The organism is Flavobacterium hydrocarbonoxydans (assembly GCF_009789235.1).
Lineage (GTDB): Bacteria > Bacteroidota > Bacteroidia > Flavobacteriales > Flavobacteriaceae > Flavobacterium > Flavobacterium hydrocarbonoxydans.
On the sequence record NZ_WSTB01000003.1, the window covers coordinates 46,246 to 66,772 of the forward strand.

Here is a 20,527-nt window from a genome sequence, read left to right on the forward strand (position 1 = left end):
ATAACAATTGCAAGAACCTTTAAACAATACGTTTTAAATCTTAAAATATTTATACACCCATTTGTCCCAAAATGAACTATAAATAGCAATCATTGTAAATATAAACAAAAACAAAATATACCACGCATTGCCCACCAAATCTAAGAAATTTAATTTTCCACCAGCAAAATTCAACAGCAATAAAACTTGTGCGCCGTAAGGTAAAATTCCTTGTACCAGACACGAAAAAATATCCATAATAGTTGCCGTTTTCTTCGGATTTAAATCATACTCATCATTAATTTCCCTCGCAATTCCGCCAGTAATCACTATCGAAACAGTATTATTTGCTATTGCTAAATTGGTCAAACCAACCAAAGTTCCTATCCCAACCTGAGCTGATTTCTTGTTTTTGATGCGTTTTTTTATTTGGTACAAAATAAAATCTATTCCACCCGCTTTGTCCACCATTGCTGCCAATCCACCAGAAAGCATCGACAGCATAAAAATATCTGTCATACTTGTAAAACCTTCGTAAATTTTTTGTGCAAAAATCAAAAGCGTAAACTGATCATTATAAAAACCAACAATTCCCGCCAATAAAGTTCCGATTATCAATGTCGAAAACACATTCACACCAAACAAAGCCAAAACAATTACCAATATATACGGTACAATTGCCATCCATTCGAAAGTGTTTTTCGGAATTTCAACCGTCTGAATTTCAGAATTAAATCCTAAATAAAACAACACCAAAATCGTAATTATCGCTGCCGGTAAAGCAATAAACAAGTTAATTTTGAATTTATCTTTCAGTTCACAACCCAAAGATTGCGTAGCTGCAATAGTCGTATCCGAAATCATCGAAAGATTGTCGCCCAACATCGCGCCGCCTAATAAAGAACCACAAATAAGCGGTAAAGAACTCCCGCTCGCATTAGCCAAACTCACCGCTATGGGACCTAAAGCCACAATCGCTCCTACTGAAGTTCCAGTTGCAGTTGATAAAAAAGCCGAAATCAGGAAAATTCCCAACGGAAAATAAGCCGGATCAATAGTGTTGATACCTAAATTTACAACAGCATCTACTCCACCCATGGCTTTACTTACCACTGCAAAAGCACCTGCAAGCAGATAAATAATACACATGGTCATGATTTTGCTTTCGCCACAACCGGCAATTAATGTATCTACTTTCTCCTCTGTCGAAGATTTGAAAAGTAAAAAAGCAACAATAATTCCAATTAAGACGGCAACTGGCGAAGGAAAAGCGTAAAAATCATTCAAAGCGATTCCAACACCTAAAAAGGTAAAAATAAATACAAATAAAGGAATCAAAGCTACTGCGCTTCCTTTTTTCTTACTGTGTTTTGTCATAAACTAAATTATATAATGAAACGTTTATAACGACAAGTAAATCCAGAATGGTAATGTGAAAAACAACATTTTTTCCAAAGGATTTGGCTTATCGTTTTAGCACCTTGCTCGTTGTTGCAGGTTGCTATCTCTTTGCGAGATTCGTGATAACGGGTGCAAAAGTAGTGATTATTTTATCAAATAAAACAATATAAATTAAATTTACTAAATTTTACCTAAATCTATAAATCAAAAATGCAGCCCATAAAAGAGCTGCATTTTCTTTAAGGTTTAAGACTTAAACATCAGTTACATCCTATTTTGTATTGTTATATAAAATGCAATTCCCAGCATTATTACAACAATTAACATTCTATAAATCGATTCTCTAAATAGCGAAGTATCATTCCGTTTATCTTCTTTTCTTTTTTTTATAAGATTAAAAATCATTATTGGAATAATCACGATTATGGAGAAATACAAAAAATTTCTCGTGTATTCTCCTTTACTTATTTCTGATATAGCAACCAGTATCAAACCCCATAAAAAGAAAGCAATATTTACAGATGTTATGTATTTTTTCATCTTTTATCTTTTTATTAAACTTAATTTAATCAAAAATGCAGCCCATAAAAGAGCTGCATTTTCTTTCCAAAATCAAAATTAAAAACTAAAATTTTAGTTCAATGCGTAGGTCGTAATTCTAAAATTACTACTGGCACTGGTAAAGGTCCAGACTACATTGCTGTAAACAACCTTAAAGTTTTCTTTTTTAACATACAAACCTTTAGGATTTGTAAACTCATCGTCTATTTTTTTCAAAAGTGCTGGTGCAGGTATTAATGCTGTGGCCGTTTGCCATGAATCATGAGTTAATACAATTGTTTTATCTACAGCATTCTCACTTGTTGTTACATTATGATAAAGTGTAGGCCTTCCTCCAGAAAATCTGTATTCGATGTAATTATATCCTCCATCATTAAAATACAACTGAACTCTTGTTAATTGTTGTGTTGCTGGTAAACTAGCGTTTATTTCATCCAACAATTCCTTACATAAGGTAGAAGTGGTTATGGCATTTGTTAAGAAAGGAGAAATATAACCATACACTTTGAAGTCATTACCATCCAGTAAACCTTTATAATCATCAGTTAAAATAAGAGGTTTTGTTGTGTATTTTATAGTTGCACTTACTCCACCTGTTCCTGTAGCTGTAAAACTTCCATCAGTATCGTTATAAACAAAATCGGTTAGTTTCTGACCTTTTACCTCTACAGCCGGGCTAACAGAAATTCCTGTAGGCGTATAAGCAATACCCATATTATAGCTCACAGCATAACCTGTTTCTATAGAATTGGCACTAGCAAAACGAGGAGCTTCAGAAAAAATAAAATCAAACTGATGTGTTGTTGTTCCATCATTTGTTTCTAATAATCTAAAAAGCGGACGTTCTTCTCCTCCCACAACATTTTCGCCCATAATCACATTTTGAGCCAAATTTTCCCAATCTTCTTCAGTTGCTTTTACAAAACGTAATTCCTGAAAACTTCTGTTGGTTTTAAAAATGATTTCTCCGTTTTCCTGACCATAATATAAAAACTGAAAATCACCTTTGTATCCTTTTCCTTCTAAGGCATCCGTTGGAGAATTATCCGAATCAGACAATAGATGAATTCTGTTTTTAGTAGTAAACAATAAACTAACGGCACTTCCCAGTTCTACACTATACGCACTTTCGTAAGCATCTGTATCACCATCAAAATCTGAAGCCATTTCTACTTTTCCATCACTCGAAAATTTAAACAAATGGGTAAATCCTCCTAATTGAGTATTGTCTGTAAAATAAACCGCTTTCCAACCATGTTCAGAAGTTAGTAATACATCACTCAGTTCTTTTTTCTGAGCATTTAATCGATCGGTAGGATTTTGATCAAATTTTTGCTCAGCATCTGTATTATCATTACAAGAGCCTAATTGCATTGCCAGTAAAGCAAAAATCAGAAACTTAAATATATTTTTTATTTTCATAATGTTTTCATGTTAAGTTAATTTTATAACGACTTATTAATTGCCATTAACCACTGCTGTAGTGTTTTTATCAGCTTCATCCCTTAAAGCATAGAAATCAATATTAAAAGCTTCTTTAAAATATTTTACTACAATAGCTTCTTTTGATTTAATTGCTGCAACAGCTTCTTCACTTTCGATACCTGCTAAAATTGCTTCGTACTCTTCTTTAGAATTAATAAGCATTATAGAGGCCATTTCGGCAAAGTCTTCGTTTATGTTAGACCTGGCATAAGCCGTAATAAATCCTTCTTCGTTTGCTACAGCATCGCCTGATGCGTACCAGTTGGCCGTATAACCAGATGGTGTAATTTTAGCCAATGAGTTTTCATCATAAGGTTTAGTCTGGTTTAAAATATGGATATACTCGTGCTGGATAGTATGAATAAATTGTTTTACATTTTCTCTATCTGTTTTATCTACATAATCAGTTTCAAAAAGTGTCACTCTTTGTCCTCCTTCTGCTAGACCTAAAGTAATTGTTCCAGTTGTGTTTCTATTAACACCTCCAACCATGACAATCTCTCTTGGTGCAATTTTTTTGACAAAATCTGCTCCAGCAATAACCTTATAACTATCCAACCAGATTTTCTGGATAATTTCTAATACCGGTTTTACTTTATCCTCTTGTGGAGGATATAAAAAACGATTAAAATCTACCGTATTCTGATTCCATTTATACTGCACTTTCATATTGTATGGATTTACATAATTTGTTGTAATCCATTTATCTAAATCAGACTGAACCGGTTTTGTTAAATCCAATTGACTTTCTGTAGGCTGATCTTCATGAGAGCATCCGGCAAAAGCAACTAGTGTCATCGCTAAAATTGCAACTTTATATTTCTTTGTAATTTTCATAATTTCAAAATTAAATTATCTAGGATTTTTTTCGATACCATTTGAAGATGCGTGAAGCGGAATTTGTAACGCTCTACGCTTATCATTTTTAGCTAAAACAATAGTTGGCTGATTGTAAATATCATGTTTTACCTCTAAACCAAAGCGCTTAATATCAAACCATCTTATTCCTTCATGAATAAAATCTACACGACGAATTTGAGCAATTGCTTTTATATATGATTTTTGTTTATCTGTAAGCTCGTAAAACGGAGTATATTCATTTTCAATTACAGGATATTTATCTATAATTAATTCTTCCGTAACCACATCTGTTGCAGGATCAAAACTATCTGTTAGAGTTGATAAAATGTATTGCATGGCAGTATTGGCTTCTGCAAAACGATTCTCCATTACAAGTGCTTCTATTCTATTCAGATAAAATTCGTTATTGCTAAGTAAAACTTGTGATACATAACCATTTCCAATTCCTGCATTTGGGTTGGTATATTTGAAATACTCATCAAATTTTGGCACAAAAACGGTAATTTGTCCATTGTAAGATAAAATCTGAAAATTCCAGTCTTTATTAAACAGATTAGTAGAAAACCCTACCACTTCATCTTGTCTGGCACCTGTAAGCTGAAATCTGTTTTGGTAAAAAGATCTTTCGTACCAGGATTGCGCCGAAGTAATCAATAAATTAGTTTCCTGAGTAGCATCCCCATATACTCTAACACGTGTATTAAAATCAAGTGCTAAATACGAAGTGTAATCTCTTAATTTACCATCCGGGTTAGCTGCCAGTTCTTCTGAAAGCTGAATAACTCTTTCCCAATCTCCTTTTACAATATAAAAACGGGTAGCAAAAGCTTTAGCCGCATTTTCGTTGAAATGAAACTTAGGCTGACTGTAATCATTTCTTACATATAAAAGGCCTTCCTCAATATCACTTTCTAAATAAGCAAAAACTTCTGCCATTGAATTTCTCTTGTATTTTTCAAGTAAAACTTCTTCTGGTTTTAATACATAAGGAATTCCTAAATCAGTTTTGGCTGTTGCGGGATTGTAACGCTCAGACCAAAAGGTAACCAACATAAAATGCGCGTAAGCTCTGGCCATTAATGCCTCACCTTTTAGTGGCAGTAAATTTGTTGGTGTTCCTAATTCTTCAATAGCCTGTAATGCTTTATTTGCGTGTGCAATCGCATTATAACAAGCATCCCAATAATTTGCCTGACTATCTGTATCAACAGCCTCATTCATTTCCCAATTATAATTTTGAGTATTATTAGGTTCAAAAAAACTTGGATCTCCACTATCAAAAACATTATCCGACATTGTTTCGGCAAATTCCATGTAAGAACCTTTTGGATATGCGTTTACAAGTAATTCAGCTATTTTTTCTGGTGTGTCTATTTGTGTTCTGTTATCTGGTGTTTCAGATAGAAATTCATCACAACTACTAATACTTATTAGTAATAATAGTGATAGTGTTATTTTTAATTTTCTCATAATAGTATAAATTATAATGAAATGTTTAAAGCAAATGTATATTGTGTCGTAACCGGTAAAGCTACCCCACCAGTATTACGAAATTCAGGATCTTGCCCATTTAGTCTTTTATCAGAATAAATCAATAAAGGGTTAACGGCAGAACCTTTTAAAGTAAAAGTTGTAAATCCTAACTTTTTCTTTAAATCTTTAGGAAATTCCCAGCTTAATGAAACATTCTTTAATCTTACAAAATCTCCGTCTGCTATACGAGCATCAGAAAAATTATAAGTATTATATGCAATTTCAAGATCTCTTGATTGCTCATCATAATTTGCAATTAATCTTTTATCGGCAATTACAGGTATGTTTGTAAATTTCTCATCTCCTGGATTTATCCATCGGTTTGTATAATCTTTTGTAAATACGGTTAGATCATCGTATTCGCTATCAAAAATAGGATTCAAACGAACTTTGTTTCCGGCAGATGCTACTACAAAAACATAAAGTGACCAGCTTTTATAAGTAAAAGTATTTGAAAGACCAAACGATTTATTTGGCTCGATTGAACCTTCATATTTCAAATAGTCAGTAACATTTTCTGTATCCTGAAAATTGGCTCCAGCAATATTATCTGTTTCACCATCTTTCATTAAAAAAGTTGGTAAACCTTGTGGATTAAGACCCGTAAACTGATAAGAGTACAGCGAATTTCTTGGATGACCTACTGTATTTCCTCCTGTTCCCTCGATCAAATCGAATGCGTTAGGCTGGTTTTGCAGTTTTGTAATTTCCTGGTCATAAACCGAAAAATTAAAATTGGTTGACCACTTAAAGTCTCTGCTTGCAATATTATTAGTTGTTAAGCTAATTTCAAGACCTTTGGTTTCCATATCAGCATTATTTCCTTGTTTAATTTTTTGCCCACCAATTCCGGAAGTAACCACATAATCTACTAAGTCAAATGCTTTACGGCTATAAATATCAGTTGTCAATTGTACTCTGTTATTAAACATTCCAAGATCAACACCTATATTAGTTTCAAATTGTTTCTCCCAGGTCAAATCTCCATTCTGAAGTTCATCAATTTCAATACCTGACTCTCTATCATTAAGATTTAGACGATCTGAAATAAAACTTTTGTAAATAGCTAACGAATTAGTTGCAGGACCAGCTGTTGCAGTAAGTCCGTAAGAAGCTCTTAATGCTAAATTGTTTACAACTGAAGCGTCTTTCATAAAATCTTCTTCGGTAACATTCCATTTACCACTAAAAGTATAAGTAGGCAACCATCTCGAAGAATCACTGTTTCCTTGTCTGTTCGATCCGTCATAACGTCCTGTTACAGAAGCTGTATAACGACGATCATAGGTATAACCAACTTTTCCGAAGAAACCTATCGTTCTTTCTCTTTCTTCATTAAATCCAAAATAAGAATCACCTTCTCTAATGATTTTTTCTAATAATCTAGGGTCTGTAAAACCAGTAAGTCCTCTGTCATATTGTACGCCATAAGCGGTAAAATTGTCACTGTTTCTATCTAAAGATCTTAATTCTGTACCAAATAATCCTTCAAGTTCATGCAGTTCATTTACTGTACGTCTGTAATTCACACTATTTCTAACATTGTATGAAGTTAAATCATTTGTAAATTTTCTTAACATTCCACCATTTGGAAGCACTGATACTTTTGGTGCAGTAAGATCATTAGGATCCTGATACAAGAAAACATTAGCATCTCTAACAACAGTAGTTTCGGCCGCATTATAAGCTCCAACGATATTTGAGTTTTCAAGAATTTTATGCTCTCTGCTTGTATTTGCATAACGCGCAGCAGCAGTAAGATTGTACGTTAAATATGGATTAATTTTATAATCTAAATCCATTTGAAAACGCATATCTTTTACTTTTATCTCCATAAAGTTGTTTTCCAACTCATTCAAAATATTAATAGGAGCCCAATTGTTTCTGTAATATTCTAAATTCCCATTATCATCATAAGGTCTTAAAGTTCTGCTTGTGTTTAAAACATAATTAAATGGATTGATGTCAAAATCTCTGGTAGTTGTACCAAAATATTCATCTTTTTCGCTATCATAACTTCCTGGAGCGCGCTGATCTCTAACAGAAGCCTGAGTTGTTAGTGTAACATTTAATCTGTCATTAACATAAAAAGTTCCTTTTAAGTTGGAGGAAAGTTGTTTTACATTATCTGCTATACTCCAACCCGGATCCGTATAATAAGCTAACGAAGCATACATAGTGCTGTTTTTTCCTCCGCCAGAAAAACTAAGTGAGTGATTTTGAGTTATTGATGGTCTAAATAAAACTTTGAACCAGTCTGTATTTGCTAATTCGTATTTTCTTAAAAAAGCGTTACGGCTTGCCGGATCATTTTTTACTAAGTAGCTATCTGTTTCAGGCACATAAGTTCCTACGGCTCTTTCTAAAATATTATAAACTCCTCCATAACGCCCTTGTGTGGTTAATGGTCTTTCCAGAAAACCTTTGGCTTCAACCTCCTTTAGAATACTCATGGTTTCCTGAGAATTCAAAATATCATATTGGTTGTAGTTTGGCACTGTTCTTACTGTATTTTCTAATGAATAAGTCACCTTTAATGGCGAGTCTCTACGACCTTGTTTTGTAGTTACTACCACCACTCCATTTAAAGATCTTGATCCATAGATAGAAGTTGCCGAAGCATCTTTTAAAATTTCTATACTTTGAATGTCATTTGAGTTAATTCCTGCTACAGAAGAACTCAACAATGTTTCAGAATTTCCAGAAGCTAAATCCGCTACTGAAACATTAATAATATCTTCCTGTACCACACCATCAATAACCCACAAAGGTTTTGTATCACCAAAAATTGAGGACGATCCACGAACTGTAATTTTAGGTGCAGTTCCAAAAGTTCCGGTAATATTCTGAACCGTTACCCCTGCAGCTTTACCTTCGATCATTCTACTAATATCAACAACTCCGTCAACTTTTAGTTCTGTTCCGGAAATTTTACTTACAGCTCCTGTAAAAGTTCTTTTTGATGTTTTTTCGTAACCTGTTGTAACGACAACTTCTTTTAGATTTTGTCCTTCTTCTGTTAAAACGATAGTTGGTGATGTGTTTTCAATACCAATTTCTTTAGATTCCATCCCTACATAAGAAATGACTAATCTATCGCTATTTGCTGGCATCTCGATTACAAAGTTTCCATCAAAGTCTGTTAAAACAGCTATTTTTGTTCCTTTTGCTAATACTGTTGCTCCTGGCAATGGACTTCCACTGGAATCCGTTACTTTCCCTTTAATAATGGGCCCAGGAACTAAACTTTCGAATACTGAATTTTGATTGCTTACATCTGGAAAAGCGTTTTTAGCACTCATTTTTTGTAATACAATTTGATTGCTAATTTCATCAAAAGAAATATTCAAAGGCACTAAAATCCTTGACAATATACTTGCCAAAGTTTCATCAGTAGCCTTAATAGTTATCTTTTGGTTCAACTGGCTGATCCTTGAATTATAAGAAAATTTCACATGTGCCGATTTTTCAAGTTTAGAAAGAGCATTGTCTAAAGTTAGATTTGTAAGGTCTATGGTGACTTTTGTATCTAATTTTTTTTGCCCATTTACACTGTTTGCCATGGTAACACTTGAAAATACAAGTGCTAAGACGAACTGAAATAGTGTTATTTTCATAATTCGATGGAGTAATCGTTGTTTAACAACTGGTTTTTTCATAATTTTGGTTTGTTTTGATTAATACTATACAGGTGTATATTGAAACTCATAAATTATCCTTTACAGAGGGTAATTTAATCTTACTAAGTGTCGAAAATGTTACAGCATTTCGGCACTTTTTTTATGTATTATTTATTTACATAGGCATTAAAAAATTTATTTATTAGTTAGTTTATTATTGGTTTAGTTTTGCATTGTACTTTTATAATCAGTTTTTTATCTATAATTAAATTCATAATAACAAGCTTTAACTTATTTTTTTTTTAAAATCTAAAAACAACGGCTCTTTAAATAGAAATTCAAAATTTAATTACAACCTTCAGATGTAATTATGATTTGATTTCCATTCATTTCATAATTGGTATTATTCCCGATGCTTTTACAGATAATTTTAAGTTTTTCAGACAAAGGCTGATCACTAAGCGATGTCGTAAGATGACAATCTTTTAATTTATCCTTAGGAAAATCAATATTTACCAAGTAAGCCTGTTCTATAGTTTTGAATATTTGTGTAACTGGAATGTCTGTAAACTCAAAACTCAACTGCTCAATATTACCTACATTTTGAATTAATGATTTATCTTCTGTAATATCTGTTATTTTATTAAATACCAATTCTTTACGAACAAATCGCAAGGCCTGATTGGGTAGAAGTACAATTTCGTCTGAATTAGAAATAAGCTCATTCGATTTTACCCTTACTTTACCAGTGCGCACCAAGACTTCAACATTTTGCTGATCAGAATACGCTTTGATTCTAAAACTTGTTCCTACAACTCTTGTTACAATTTCGTTAGCATAAACAAAAAATGGTTTTTTAGGGTTTTTGCTAATTTCGAAGAAGCCTTCTCCGGATAAATACACTTTTCTTTCGTTTCCTGTAAAAATTTTAGGATAACTTAGTTTACTTTTTGGCTGCAACAATACAGAGCTGCCATCTGACAATGTAATAATTTGCGGCTTATCCGAATTGTTGGTTTGTTCAACCAATCCTTCATTATTTTCTTCGATAAGCTCATTGTAAGTAACCACAGTATTGGATGGAGAAATTTGATTATTGTAAAACCAAATAGAAAGAAAACAAAAAAACAAAGTAGCAGCAACACTGCTTAACCAATGTTTTTGTAGAAAAATTATGGAGAATTTTGAATTTTGTTTTTTTGAAATTTCTCTTTCTTCAATTCTTTTCCAGGTAGCTTGTAAAGCAGATTGAATTTCAATTGGAGATATTTCTTTGTTGCCTGCCCTCATCGCTAATAATAAAAGACGGGCATCTTCAACTAATTTGGCACGTTGTTGATTTTCAACTGTCCATTCTTCCCAGCCTTGTTCATCAGTTTTAGTTAATATCCATAACTGAAAAGATTCATCGGCTAAAAAATCTTCTATTTCGATATATTGATTACGTTTTTGCATCTATTAATGAGGTTACAAAAACATAGAGGACAACTTTTTAATTATATACTCACCAAATTGTGATTTTTTTTAAGTTTTTTTTAAGAAAGTTGAGAAAACCCTGAAAACAGTGCTAAAGCTGAAAACAAATTACCCTGAAATTCTTTTCGAAGGCTTAACAATCCACGGTGCAATAAATTATTTGCGGATTGATAATTGACTTCTAACATTTCAGCAATTTGTTCTATTGCCAGCCCTTGATGGTAGCGAAGATACAAAGCCTCTTTTTGGCGTGGGGGTAAATCATTTAAAAGTTTATTAAGATGCAAAACACGTTCAGCAGTAGTTTCGTCATCGATAAGCGTGTGCTCGATAGAAAAATCAAATAAAAATTCTATCGCATCAGTTGAGGCTGTTTTGCGAAAAATGTGATCTCTTTGAAACAATCTGGCAATCCTTTTTCTAACACTTGACAACAAATATGCTTTTACCACAACAGAATCCTGCAAAGAATCCCGATACAACCAAACATCGGTAAAAACATCCTGCACACAATCCTGCACTTTTTCTGAAAATGGTGAAAGGGAATTACCATAGCTAATTAAGTCTGTATAATATCTTTCGAAAAGTAATGAAAAAGATTTTTCGTCACCACTTTTAAGATTTTTCCAAAGCGTATTATCTTCTAAGGTAAACGGAGGTAAAATTTGGCTTTTCATAATTTAATTAGTCAGTGCGATTTAAAAAAAAAGGCTTATAATAGCAACTCAAATCAAACAACAGCATAACTAAATAGGCTATTGTTCACTCCTGATCTGGAATTAAAATGTTGCTTTTGGAAATCAAAAATAAAACGATTTTTTAACATTATCATTTACTTTTGTTCGATAAATATATAAAAGCTAAACTTTAAAAACAATTTATTTACAAAAAAAGGACGATTTCCTAATATAGAAAACTGTCCTTTTTATTATATCTACTAAGGTTTTACGGTCGTTTTTTGGATTTATTTTTATTGCCAGCTAAAATTATTAATATAAGTTTAAACTTAAAAAAAAATCGGAATTTGAAAATCTAAAGACTAATTTTCCATTTATAAAAAAAAGCCTTACTAAACTATAGCAAGGCTTTTGAGCAATTTATATTTTAAAAATAACTTTCCTAGAAAGCTACATTCCATCTTGGTAAAGTACTATTTTCATCCAAAAAGTACTGCAAAATTTTACCTTCAATAGCAGTAGGAATTAATTTTACATCATTGTTGAATGTTTCGTACCATGAAACTTCTAATCTGTCGATGTTTTCTAATTTCATTTGTGCTGGCCACGAGTATTTTCTTCCCGTTTTAGCAAATTGGTGACCGTTTACGATTTTATCATATAAACCGCCATTTTTGATTTTTAAAGTCCCGTCGTTTTGAACAGTTCCTGTTGATGCTACCATTACTAATTCTTTTGCATCACCTTCAATAGCATAAACCACAAACACACCGCTTCCGGTTTCCGGAGCATTGCAAACTTCTTCTAAACTATCATTTTGTGTAAACGTAAAATTTCCTTTTACTGTAAACTTTTCTAATTCTTTATACATATTTTTTGTTTTGAAGCTTCTAAGAAACTAAGGTTCTGAGTTGCTAAGATTCTAATTATATTTCCAACATTTTAAAAATGTAAAAAAGTCTCAACACAATATTGAGACTTTTTTTTGGAATTTTTATTTTTAAAATTGGAGATTATCCCAATATTTCTTTCACTTTTTTACCAATTTCTGCTGGTGAATCAACAACGTGAATTCCGTTGTCTCTCATAATTTGTTTTTTAGCAGCAGCAGTATCATCAGAACCACCAACAATAGCACCAGCGTGCCCCATTGTTCTACCTGCAGGAGCAGTTTCTCCAGCGATAAAACCAACAACTGGCTTACGGTTACCATCAGCTTTTACCCATTTAGCAGCATCAGCTTCTAATTGACCTCCAATTTCACCAATCATAATGATAAGTTCAGTTTCAGGGTCATTCATTAATAATTCAACAGCTTCTTTAGTTGTAGTTCCAATAATTGGATCTCCACCAATACCAATAGCTGTAGTGATTCCTAAACCTTGTTTTACAACCTGGTCTGCAGCTTCGTAAGTTAAAGTTCCAGACTTAGAAACGATACCAACTGTACCTTTTTTGAAAACGAAACCTGGCATGATACCAACTTTAGCTTCACCTGGAGTGATAACACCTGGACAGTTTGGCCCGATTAATCTAGAATTTCTTTCTTTAACATAATTATTTGCTTTAATCATATCTGCTACAGGAATTCCTTCTGTAATAGCAATAATTACTTTAATTCCGGCGTCAGCAGCTTCCATAATTGCATCTGCAGCAAAAGCTGGTGGAACAAAAATGATAGAGGTATCAGCTCCTGCCTGGTTAACAGCATCTTTTACTGTGTTAAAAACCGGACGGTCTAAATGGCTGGTTCCTCCTTTTCCTGGAGTAACACCACCAACAACATTAGTACCGTACTCAATCATTTGAGAAGCATGGAAAGTTCCTTCACTTCCTGTAAATCCTTGAACAATTATTTTGGAATCTTTATTAACTAAAACACTCATGATATATATTTTATGTAGTTTTTAAAATTGTGATGCAAAAGTAAGGTTTTGTAACGATTTTTAACCTTTTTCGCAACAAAAAATATTAAGAAAATTGACTCATTTGATAACCTCTATACAATTTATCATCTTTTATTTGCCAAATTGTAGCAAAATGAGCCAACAACATTTCCTCTCTCGGATTTTCGATTGTTTTTACATAATGCGAATAACGTATCGAAACCAAATCATCTTCAGCAATAATATGGCTAATTCTAACTTTTGAACGCACATAAGCACGGCTCAGTTCGTTTGCCATTTCTAACATCGAATCATAATCCATCTGAATTAAACCTTTGCTGCTATTCCATTCTAATGATACATCAGGATGCAGATAAGTCTTCAGAATCTCGCTATCAATTAAGGCATCCGACTTATAAAACTTTTGAACAAATTCTTTAATAGACATATTATTTCAATTTATTTAAAATTTCAGGAATCTTTTTGATATTGGCCAATTGTTTCAACTTCTCTCTTGATTCTTCGATTGGAGTTCCAAAATAGGACTTTCCACCTTCAACTGATTTGGTAACGCCTGTTTGCCCCATAATAACAGCCTTTGCTCCTATTGTGATGCCACTGGTTGTACCAACCTGTCCCCAAATAGTAACTTCATCTTCAATAATTACACAACCCGCGATACCCGTTTGTGAAGCTATTAAACATTTTTTACCAATAACTGTATCGTGACCTACATGTACCTGATTATCCAGTTTTGTTCCTGCTCCAATAGTCGTATCACCTGTAACTCCTTTGTCTATCGTACAAAGGGCTCCTATACCTACATGGTCTTCTATTACAACTCTTCCACCGGAAATTAATTGGTCAAAACCATCTGGTCGTTTTTTGTAATAAAAAGCATCTGCTCCCAAGATAGTTCCTGCGTGAATAATCACATTGTCACCAATTACAGTATGATCGTAAATCGTAACATTAGGATGAATGATACAATTTTTTCCTATCGTAACATAATTACCAATAAAACAGTTTGGCTGAATAACCGTTCCTTCTCCAATTGTTGCCGAAATCGATATCGAAACGTTTGTAGCCTGAAAGGGTTTAAAATGTTTGGTTAAAGTATTAAAATCTCTAAAAGGGTCATCAGAAATTAAAAGCGCTTTACCTTCAGGACAATCTACTTCTTTGTTAATCAAAACAATAGTAGCAGCCGATTGTAAGGCTTTGTCATAATATTTTGGATGGTCAACAAAAACAATATCTCCTGGTTCTACAACATGAATCTCATTCATACCTAAAACCTCAAAGTTTTTGTTACCAATAAATTTGCAGTTAAGCAAATTTGCAATTTCTTCTAAAGAGTGAACTTTTGGAAATTTCATATTTTATAATTAGAAAATTTGTCAATTAGAAAATGTGCCAATTATTTAAAATGTGTCAATTAGAAAATAAATAATCAAAAATTAAATTGCATATTAATTCTCTAATTGACTCATTGACAAATTATCTTATTAAGCCAATTACTCTTTTACACGCTCCATATAAGAACCTGAAGCGGTATCCACTTTAATTTTATCACCTTCATTGATAAACAAAGGAACGTTTACTGTTGCACCTGTTTCTACTGTAGCAGATTTTGTAGCATTTGTAGCCGTATTTCCTTTTACTCCTGGCTCAGCATAAGTAACTTCAAGAATGATAGAAGCTGGCATATCTACTGATAAAGGCAAATCAGTTTCGGTATTCACCTGAACCATTACATTTGTTCCTTCTTTTAATAATCCCGGAGCATCCAGAATATTTTTATTCAAAGAAATTTGTTCAAATGTTTCTGCATTCATAAAGTGAAACTCATCTCCTTCAGCATACAAAAATTGGTAAGTATGTGTTTCTACACGTACATCCTCGATTTTATGACCTGCAGAAAATGTATTATCTAATACTTTTCCAGTTGTTAAACTTTTCAGTTTTGTTCTCACGAAAGCTGGTCCTTTTCCTGGTTTTACGTGAAGAAATTCAATAATTTTATAAATATCGTGATTGAATTTAATACACAATCCGTTTCTAATATCTGATGTAGATGCCATTTTATTTAATTTTAGATTTTAGAATGTAGATTTTAGATTTCTTAAGAAGTAATAATCTACATTTTTTTTTATTTTAGATTTAAGAATATAGATTTTAGATTCTAAACAGAATAAATCCTGCATTCTTTTTATTTTTAATAATTTTATTTTCAATTTTAATCTACAGTTTAGAAATCTAAAATCAGAAATCTAAACTCTAAAATTAATAGTTTCCTGAATAACCCTTCATGATCCCTCTCGATGAATTTCTGATAAAATCTAAAATTTCATCTCTTTCAGGAGTCGCTTCCATTTCTGCTTCAATAATACTTAAAGCTTGTGTGGTATTATAATTTTTTTGGTACAAAATTCTATAAATTTCCTGAATCTCTCTGATTTTCTCTGTAGTAAACCCTCTTCTTCTTAGACCAACAGAATTAATTCCTACATAAGACAAAGGCTCTTTTGCGGCTTTTGTAAATGGTGGAACATCTTTACGAACTAAAGATCCTCCCGAAATCATTGCGTGGTCACCAATATGAATAAACTGATGAATAGCAGCCAAACCACCAATTACAGCATGATTACCCACTACAACGTGACCAGCAAGTGCAACTCCGTTTACGATAATGGCGTTATTACCTATTTCGCAATCATGCGCAATATGTGCATAAGCCATAATCAGACAGTTGTTACCCAAAATTGTTTGCCCAGATGCAACTGTACCTCTATTGATAGTTACGCATTCTCTGATTGTACAATTGTCTCCAATAATAGCAAGAGAATCTTCTCCTCCAAATTTTAAATCCTGTGGTACTGCTGAAATTACTGCTCCTGGAAAAATATTACAATTTTTTCCAATACGAGCCCCTTCCATAATAGTCACATTTGAACCAATCCAGGTACCATCACCAATAACAACATTATTGTGAATTGTTGTAAAAGGTTCTATTACAACGTTTTTGGCGATTTTAGCGCCAGGATGAACATATGCTAATGGTTGATTCATCTGTATATTTTATATTTTAAATTAAAATAATCTAATTTGGGCAACAAACGTAAACAATAAAATTGATTAATTATTATTGTTTTTTCGCAATTTGAGCCATTAATTCTGCTTCGGCAACTAATTTTCCGTTTGCGTAAGCATTTGCCTGCATGTGACAAATTCCTCTTCTGATAGGAGAAATCAAGTCACACTTGAAAATTAAGGTATCACCTGGCAATACTTTATGTTTGAATTTAACATTATCAATTTTCATGAAATATGTCAAATAGTTTTCTGGATCCGGAACGGTACTTAAAACCAAAATCCCTCCTGTTTGTGCCATAGCTTCTACAATTAGAACTCCTGGCATCACCGGAGCATCAGGAAAATGACCTACGAAGAAATTTTCGTTCATCGTAACATTTTTCATTCCAACCACATGACTTTCAGACATCTCAATAATTCTGTCAATCAACAAAAATGGAGGTCTGTGAGGTAAAACGGCCATGATTTTATGAATATCCATCAAAGGCTCCTGATTTAAATCATAAACCGGAACATAGTTTCTTTGCTCTATTTTGATAATTTTTGCCATTTTTTTAGCAAACTGAGTATTTACAAAATGTCCCGGTTTGTTGGCAATAATTTTTCCTTGAATTCTAACACCAATCAAAGCTAAATCTCCCACAACATCCAATAATTTATGGCGTGCAGCTTCATTAGGATAATGCAAAGTAAGGTTGTCCAGAACTCCATTTGGTTTTACCGAAATTTTCTCTTTTCCAAAAGCTTTTTTCAGGTTTTCCATTGTAGAGTCAGAGATTTCTTTGTCCACATATACAATTGCATTGTTTAAGTCGCCCCCTTTTATTAGTCCGTGCTCTAATAAAGATTCTAATTCATGTAGAAAACTAAAAGTTCTTGAATTTGAAATTTCTTCTTTAAAGTCGGCTATACTTTTCATGGTTGCATTTTGTGTACCTAAAACTTTAGTACCAAAATCAACCATTGCAGTTACCTGATAATCATCGCTTGGCATTACCAAAATCTCACTTCCGGTAGTTTCATCAGTAAACGAAATTACTTCTTTTACCACATAAACATTACGTTTAGCATCTTGTTCTTCGATTCCGGCTTTTTCGATTGCCTCTACAAAATATTTTGAAGAACCATCCATAATAGGAAGTTCTGAAGCATTCAATTCTATAATAATATTATCCAGATCACAGCCCACTAATGCAGCCAAAACGTGTTCAGGAGTTTGAATTTTAACACCTAATTTTTCTAAATTGGTACCTCTTTGCGTATTAACAACATAATTAGCATCAGCCTCAATGACTGGCTGACCTTGCAAATCAACTCGAACAAAAGTGAAACCATTATTTATGGGAGCAGGTTTAAAAGTCATTGTAACTTCTTTTCCAGTATGTAATCCAACTCCTGTTAGTGAAATTTCATTCTTGATGGTCTTCTGTTTAACCATTATTTCCATTTTTTGGGTTTATTATTTGTTTTTTTAATTCTTCAATTTCGGCAATAATCTTAGGGAAATTCTTAAAATGAACATAAGATTTATTGAAATCAGTATAACCAATAGAGGGTGTACCTTGCAAAATCTCATCATCTTTGATATTTCTTGCTACTCCAGACTGAGCCTGAAGCCTCACATTATTACCTATAGTTAAGTGGCCTGCAATACCAACTTGTCCTCCAATCATACAATTCTTGCCTATTTTTGTAGAACCTGCAACTCCTGTTTGTGCAGCAATAACGGTATTTTCGCCTATTTCTACATTATGGGCAATCTGAATCTGATTGTCTAATTTAACTCCTTTTCGTATAATTGTCGAACCCAGAGTTGCTCTGTCTATTGTAGTATTGGCACCAATATCTACATTATCCTCTATAATAACATTCCCTATTTGCGGAACCTTACTGTAACTACCTTCCTCGCTTGGCGCAAAACCAAAACCATCTGCTCCTATAATTGTTCCTGAATGAATCGTACAATTGTTACCAATTATAGTTTCTGAATAAATTTTAGCGCCTGCAAAAATATATACATTATCGCCAATAACAACATTATCGCCAATAAAACTGTTAGGGTAAATTTTTACATTATCTCCTAAAACCACGTTTTGCCCTATATAACTAAAGCTTCCCAAATATAAATTTTCACCATATTTAGTTCCTTCCGTCATAAAAGTTTGTGGTTCTATCCCGTTTTTATTCAATTTTACCTGATTATAAAACTCTAAAAGCTTAGAAAAAGACGCATAAGCATCTTCAACTTTTATCAAAGTAGTTGTAATTTCAGATTCAGGCACAAAAGAATCATTAACAATAGTTACTGAAGCTTTCGTAGTATAAATATGATTGATATATTTTGGATTTGCCAAGAAAGTCAGAGATCCTTCCTCTCCTTCTTCGATTTTAGATAGCCGGGTTACTTCTGCATTGGGATTCCCAACAACCTCACCTTCTAAAATTCCTGCTATTTGTTCTGCTGTAAATTTCATCTTATCTGATTATATTTTCTTAGTAGGAATAAGATGGAACTCTCTATATAACGTTCTACTTATGTTAGAAAAAAATGTACTAGTTCGTTTCATTGCGACAAAAATATAAAAAATAGATTTTAAATGTTAATTTTAAATAAGTTGTTTTGGATAACAGATGTAATATTTTGTCACCAATTTAGATAACGATTTCAAATTCAGCTGGTCAGAAGCTTCTACAACATCTTCAATAGTTTTGTCTTTTTTCAAAATTCGTATGGGTTCCGCTTCTTTACTGTACGCCTGATTTTTTATTTTACCTCTAAAAATAAAATAACCTGCATCTAAAGCTGAAATTTTATGCTCTTCAGCAAATTCTTCCTTCAAAGCTTGTGATTCTTCAATTGGAATTTTTTCGGCACTTAATTTTATTTTTAGCAAATCTCGGTTAATAATCATTTTACTTAAAGTCGAAAGTATAAAATCATCTTGTTTTTGCCAAGCTTTTAGCGCGCTAATTATATCAAAATCATCTAATTGCGAAAATAAATCTAATTTTTCTGAATCAAAACCTTCCAAAGAAACCTTATTTTGCATAAAATACAAAAGGGGTTCGCTACAAGGCAAAACCATTCCTTTTAAGGTTAATTCCTTGGCTCTTTTTAATACTTTCATCAAAATCAATTCGGCTACTAAACTGGTTTTGTGCAAATAAGCCTGCCAGTACATCAATCTTCTTGAAAGCAAGAATTTTTCGACTGAATAAATTCCTTTTTCTTCAATAACCAAAACGCCATCAACCACATTCATCATCTGAATTAATCGTTCTGAGTTGACATTTCCTTCCGCAACACCGGTATAAAAACTGTCTCGTTTTAAATAATCCATTCGATCCATATCTAATTGACTTGAAATCAATTGCAACATGAATTTCCTGTGATAATCTCCTTTAAAAACCTGAATAGCCAGACTCAATCTTCCGTCAAATTCATCATTCAGCTGATTCATAAATAATAACGAAATAGCTTCATGATTTACATCTTCTACAATGCTTTTTTCCATTGCATGCGAAAAAGGCCCGTGACCTATATCGTGCAATAAAATAGCAATTAATAAAGCGTTTTCTTCCTCTTCAGAAATGGCAACTCCTTTAAAACGAAGTGTTTCAACGGCTTTTTGCATGAGATGCATACAGCCTAAAGCATGATGAAAACGGGTATGATTGGCTCCAGGATATACTAAATAAGACAATCCCATTTGCGAAATACGGCGCAATCTCTGAAAGTAAGGATGCTGAATTAAGTCGTAGATAAGTTCATTAGGAATCGAAATAAAACCATAAATGGGGTCATTGAATATTTTTAACTTATTTATTTGAGTCACTATTTGGTTATTTTTTAGGTCAACAAATATAAGTAAATAACTATAAACTGTTTGGGGTTTTTTACTTAAAAAATAACGCTTAAAATCAATTCATTATATCACTAACAATCTATTTA

General features: G+C 32.8%; 17 protein-coding genes and 1 riboswitch. All 17 genes read right to left on the minus strand.

The genetic code is table 11. The annotated features are described in order from the left end of the window. Nucleotides 1-33: 33 nt before the first annotated feature. The 17 genes from GON26_RS06230 to GON26_RS06310 all read right to left on the minus strand — a co-directional run bounded on the left by GON26_RS06230 (nucleotide 34) and on the right by GON26_RS06310 (nucleotide 20,411). Complete coding sequence (locus GON26_RS06230) at nucleotides 34-1,356, minus strand: Na+/H+ antiporter NhaC family protein (RefSeq protein WP_160373880.1); 1,323 nt, start codon at nucleotides 1,354-1,356, stop codon at nucleotides 34-36. A 58-nt stretch (nucleotides 1,357-1,414) separates the two neighbouring features. Continuing rightward, a riboswitch (SAM-I-IV-variant riboswitch) is annotated at nucleotides 1,415-1,511 on the minus strand. Between the two features lie 133 nt (nucleotides 1,512-1,644). Further along, on the minus strand, nucleotides 1,645-1,920 hold the full coding sequence (locus GON26_RS06235) for a hypothetical protein (RefSeq protein WP_160373881.1): 276 nt from the start codon (nucleotides 1,918-1,920) through the stop codon (nucleotides 1,645-1,647). Nucleotides 1,921-2,013: 93 nt separating this feature from the next. Then, on the minus strand, nucleotides 2,014-3,363 hold the full coding sequence (locus tag GON26_RS06240) for a DUF4302 domain-containing protein (protein WP_160373882.1): 1,350 nt from the start codon (nucleotides 3,361-3,363) through the stop codon (nucleotides 2,014-2,016). A 36-nt stretch (nucleotides 3,364-3,399) separates the two neighbouring features. Continuing rightward, entirely contained in the window at nucleotides 3,400-4,263 is an 864-nt protein-coding gene (locus GON26_RS06245; RefSeq protein ID WP_160373883.1) for a zinc-binding metallopeptidase, read from the minus strand. 15 nt (nucleotides 4,264-4,278) lie between these two features. Next, the gene (locus tag GON26_RS06250; RefSeq protein ID WP_160373884.1) at nucleotides 4,279-5,757 is read right to left on the minus strand and encodes a RagB/SusD family nutrient uptake outer membrane protein; all 1,479 of its coding nucleotides are present in this window, start codon (nucleotides 5,755-5,757) and stop codon (nucleotides 4,279-4,281) included. 11 nt (nucleotides 5,758-5,768) lie between these two features. Continuing rightward, on the minus strand, nucleotides 5,769-9,479 hold the full coding sequence (locus GON26_RS06255) for a SusC/RagA family TonB-linked outer membrane protein (RefSeq protein WP_160373885.1): 3,711 nt from the start codon (nucleotides 9,477-9,479) through the stop codon (nucleotides 5,769-5,771). A 306-nt stretch (nucleotides 9,480-9,785) separates the two neighbouring features. Then, nucleotides 9,786-10,895: a FecR family protein gene (locus GON26_RS06260; protein WP_160373886.1), complete on the minus strand. Its 1,110-nt coding sequence runs from the start codon at nucleotides 10,893-10,895 to the stop codon at nucleotides 9,786-9,788. An 80-nt stretch (nucleotides 10,896-10,975) separates the two neighbouring features. After that, entirely contained in the window at nucleotides 10,976-11,593 is a 618-nt protein-coding gene (locus tag GON26_RS06265; protein WP_160373887.1) for an RNA polymerase sigma factor, read from the minus strand. A gap of 442 nt (nucleotides 11,594-12,035) precedes the next feature. Then, nucleotides 12,036-12,464 carry a hypothetical protein gene (locus GON26_RS06270; protein ID WP_160373888.1) on the minus strand — a complete coding sequence of 143 codons (429 nt, stop codon included), beginning with the start codon at nucleotides 12,462-12,464 and terminating at the stop codon, nucleotides 12,036-12,038. A gap of 142 nt (nucleotides 12,465-12,606) precedes the next feature. Further along, nucleotides 12,607-13,479 (minus strand): succinate--CoA ligase subunit alpha, encoded by an 873-nt coding sequence (gene sucD, locus GON26_RS06275; protein ID WP_160373889.1) that lies wholly within the window; start codon nucleotides 13,477-13,479, stop codon nucleotides 12,607-12,609. Between the two features lie 85 nt (nucleotides 13,480-13,564). Next, complete coding sequence (locus GON26_RS06280) at nucleotides 13,565-13,927, minus strand: nuclear transport factor 2 family protein (RefSeq protein WP_160373890.1); 363 nt, start codon at nucleotides 13,925-13,927, stop codon at nucleotides 13,565-13,567. Between the two features lies 1 nt (nucleotide 13,928). Then, the gene (locus GON26_RS06285; RefSeq protein ID WP_160373891.1) at nucleotides 13,929-14,858 is read right to left on the minus strand and encodes a UDP-3-O-(3-hydroxymyristoyl)glucosamine N-acyltransferase; all 930 of its coding nucleotides are present in this window, start codon (nucleotides 14,856-14,858) and stop codon (nucleotides 13,929-13,931) included. Between the two features lie 138 nt (nucleotides 14,859-14,996). Further along, the gene (gene efp, locus GON26_RS06290) at nucleotides 14,997-15,563 is read right to left on the minus strand and encodes an elongation factor P (protein WP_160373892.1); all 567 of its coding nucleotides are present in this window, start codon (nucleotides 15,561-15,563) and stop codon (nucleotides 14,997-14,999) included. Between the two features lie 202 nt (nucleotides 15,564-15,765). Further along, on the minus strand, nucleotides 15,766-16,551 hold the full coding sequence (gene lpxA / locus GON26_RS06295) for an acyl-ACP--UDP-N-acetylglucosamine O-acyltransferase (RefSeq protein WP_160373893.1): 786 nt from the start codon (nucleotides 16,549-16,551) through the stop codon (nucleotides 15,766-15,768). Nucleotides 16,552-16,624: 73 nt separating this feature from the next. Then, a complete protein-coding gene (locus tag GON26_RS06300) occupies nucleotides 16,625-18,013 on the minus strand; it encodes a bifunctional UDP-3-O-[3-hydroxymyristoyl] N-acetylglucosamine deacetylase/3-hydroxyacyl-ACP dehydratase (protein ID WP_160373894.1) in 1,389 nt (462 codons plus the stop codon). After that, nucleotides 18,006-19,049 (minus strand): UDP-3-O-(3-hydroxymyristoyl)glucosamine N-acyltransferase, encoded by a 1,044-nt coding sequence (gene lpxD / locus GON26_RS06305; RefSeq protein ID WP_160373895.1) that lies wholly within the window; start codon nucleotides 19,047-19,049, stop codon nucleotides 18,006-18,008. Before lpxD ends, GON26_RS06300 begins: the two co-directional genes overlap by 8 nt. Before the next feature lie 132 nt (nucleotides 19,050-19,181). Then, nucleotides 19,182-20,411, minus strand: a complete 1,230-nt coding sequence (locus tag GON26_RS06310) for an HD domain-containing protein (protein ID WP_160373896.1) — start codon at nucleotides 20,409-20,411, stop codon at nucleotides 19,182-19,184. Nucleotides 20,412-20,527: the final 116 nt, after the last annotated feature.